The following is a 2,168-nucleotide window of genomic DNA, read 5'->3' as shown; positions in this document are numbered from 1 at the left end:
GCCTCAGCGCTACCCTTGGCCTTCCGCGGCCGGCCAGCCCGCTTCGGCTTCTCGGAGACGGTCTCAGCGTGGTCTGCAGCCTTCGGAGCCGTCTTCCGGCGCTGGTTGCCGAGACCGAGGCTCTTGGCGAGAGCCGAGCGCTGCGCCGAGTAGTGGGCTGCCGTCGTGGGATAGTCGCTCGGCAGGCCGAAGCGCTCGCGGTACTGCTCGACGGTCAGGCCGTTGCCGGTGAGATGCCGCTTCAGGGTCTTGTACGGCTTTCCGTCGAGGAAGCTGATCAGCGCGTCGGGGGTGATGGATTTCCGGATCTGGGCGGGCGTCGGCTTGTCGACCGCCGGAGCAGCCGATGCTGCGGAGGTGCCGAGCCCTGTGAGCGCAGCGTGTGTGCTGGCGATCAGCTCCGCCATATCGGCAGGCCGTACTGAGTTCTTGGATACGTAGGCCGAGACGATGTCCGCCGTCAGCTCAATGAAATCGACGGCCTGAGCCTCGATGGTCTCTACGTTCTCGTCCACGATGCACCTGTCCTTGGGGAGACAGCACAGTCTATTGTCGCGTGACAAAACGCAATACGCTATGTTGATAGAAATATCTCATTGTAGGCACACCAAGATGATGCCGAGTCCCGACCTTGAGCGGTTTGCCACCCTGATCGCCGACAACGTCGTCTCGACCTTCGAGCGCGACCGGGATGGAGCGCCGTTCCATCCAACCATGCGCGTGACGGTCGTGTCCGTCTTGGTGCGCAGCCTTCTGCTCGTCCTGCCTACTGCCTTCAGCGAAGCCCTCGCAGCCGCGTGCAATCGCGGGCTCGATGATGTGGTCGGCGCAATCGGGATCGGCGGCCCGCGCGTCGAGGCGGTCGACCCCGACGATGGGTCGGTCACGATGCGGGCTGCCTGAAGTCGATGACACGGCCGATTTCCGTGAGCGTGTGCGACCTGAGGTGATGGCGTTCTGCTGACCATCGATAAGCGGGGGTTATCGGTGACGAGGAGGGTAGCTTGAGGTTGCGGAGTTCTCACCGCGCCCACGCCGATCTGCGCGGCATCTGCATCATGCGCAGGCGGCGCTCGCCGTAGCGGTAACCTCGGAACAGTGGTTCTCTAAGCCTACAGGTCGCCACCTCCGGCATCGGGCGGCAAGCGCGTCCGGATGGTCAGGACGGCCTTGTCTCCTGCGCGCTTGGCGGCGTCGGGAGCTGGGTAGCGGTGCTTCGAGGTCTGAAGGAGCGGTCCGTCCCGACCGTCGTAGATCGACCACTTCCATGGATCGCCTGGACCATCGACGCGCTCGATCTCAAGGTGAGGGGTAGGTAAGGGCTGTGTCACGTCACTGCGCCGCGTTGTGCGTGCCGCACCGAATAACCGTAGCGGTCGCCGAACCACTCAATCGTCGCTCGTGCTCCCTCGCGGATGTCCGGCTCGTTGGAAGCCGCCATCTCGGCGACCACGGATACGAAGCTGCCAGAGTTGCCTATGAGCAGGTCGAGGAGGCGTTGAGCCTCGGCTTCGATCTCCTTATAGTTCATGCCGGCGAAGGGGTTGGCCTTACGGGTCGCCTCCAGCCGGACGACGCGCGCCTCGATCTCCTTCAGCCTCATTGCCACGCCTCCCCGAGGACGAACCCCTCGCGAGCCAGCAGTGCGGCCGCCCAAGCGTCGCGCTCGGGATCAACCGGCTCGCCCGCCTCGGCCTGCCGGAGGACCGCGATCAGGCCATCCAGCTCGTCGTCCGTGTAGCGGTGCGGGCCCGGCTTCAGGTTCGGGTTCTGGTGCTCCAGCCGCTCGATGCGGGTCTCGATCTCGCGCAGCCTCATCGGCGGATCCCTTCAATCTCGGCGAGGCGACGGCTCAGGTCCGCCGCCGTGATGGCGTCGATGTGGGCCGAGACCGCCTTGCCAATATCGGCGGCTTCGCTTGGTGTGATCTCGCCCGACGACACGGCCCGCAACAGGGCGGCGGTCGCCTTCGGCAGGTCGTCGGCCGTCTCGATCGTCGGCAGGTCGAAGGTGATGCTCCGGTCCCGGCGGGGCGAAAGCAGGCGGTCCAGGCACAGCTTCATCGCGCCCCCGTCGCCGGCCAGGGCCTGCTCGATGGCCTTGCGGGACAGGGCTTCCGCCTCGCCCTCGAAGATCGCCTCAAGGGCCAGCGTGGAGCGGTTGCGCGA

Annotated in this window: 5 protein-coding genes; 1 reads left to right on the top strand and 4 read right to left on the bottom strand. The window is 65.9% G+C overall.

What is annotated here, in order from left to right:
- Window positions 1-515: MucR family transcriptional regulator (locus tag MKL01_RS30770; RefSeq protein ID WP_243908982.1), on the bottom strand; the 515-nt coding region annotated here is incomplete at its 3' end.
- 97 nt (window positions 516-612) lie between these two features.
- On the opposite strand from MKL01_RS30770, the gene MKL01_RS30765 reads away from it, so the two are divergent.
- Window positions 613-903, top strand: coding sequence for a hypothetical protein (locus tag MKL01_RS30765; RefSeq protein ID WP_243908981.1), 291 nt, complete (start codon window positions 613-615; stop codon window positions 901-903).
- 424 nt (window positions 904-1,327) lie between these two features.
- On the opposite strand, the gene MKL01_RS30760 is transcribed toward MKL01_RS30765, so the two are convergent.
- The 3 genes from MKL01_RS30760 to MKL01_RS30750 form a co-directional block, all read right to left on the bottom strand.
- Window positions 1,328-1,603 (bottom strand): hypothetical protein, encoded by a 276-nt coding sequence (locus tag MKL01_RS30760; protein WP_243908980.1) that lies wholly within the window; start codon window positions 1,601-1,603, stop codon window positions 1,328-1,330.
- Window positions 1,600-1,818 carry a hypothetical protein gene (locus MKL01_RS30755; RefSeq protein ID WP_243908979.1) on the bottom strand — a complete coding sequence of 73 codons (219 nt, stop codon included), beginning with the start codon at window positions 1,816-1,818 and terminating at the stop codon, window positions 1,600-1,602. Before MKL01_RS30755 ends, MKL01_RS30760 begins: the two co-directional genes overlap by 4 nt.
- A partial coding sequence (locus tag MKL01_RS30750; RefSeq protein ID WP_243908978.1) for a hypothetical protein occupies window positions 1,815-2,168 on the bottom strand: 354 nt, incomplete at its 5' end. The genes MKL01_RS30750 and MKL01_RS30755, both read right to left, overlap by 4 nt.

The sequence above is a fragment of the Methylobacterium sp. J-070 genome (assembly GCF_022829385.1).
Taxonomy (GTDB): domain Bacteria; phylum Pseudomonadota; class Alphaproteobacteria; order Rhizobiales; family Beijerinckiaceae; genus Methylobacterium.
Note: the sequence above shows the minus strand (reverse complement) of the source record. Positions and strands in the feature narration are given on the sequence as shown.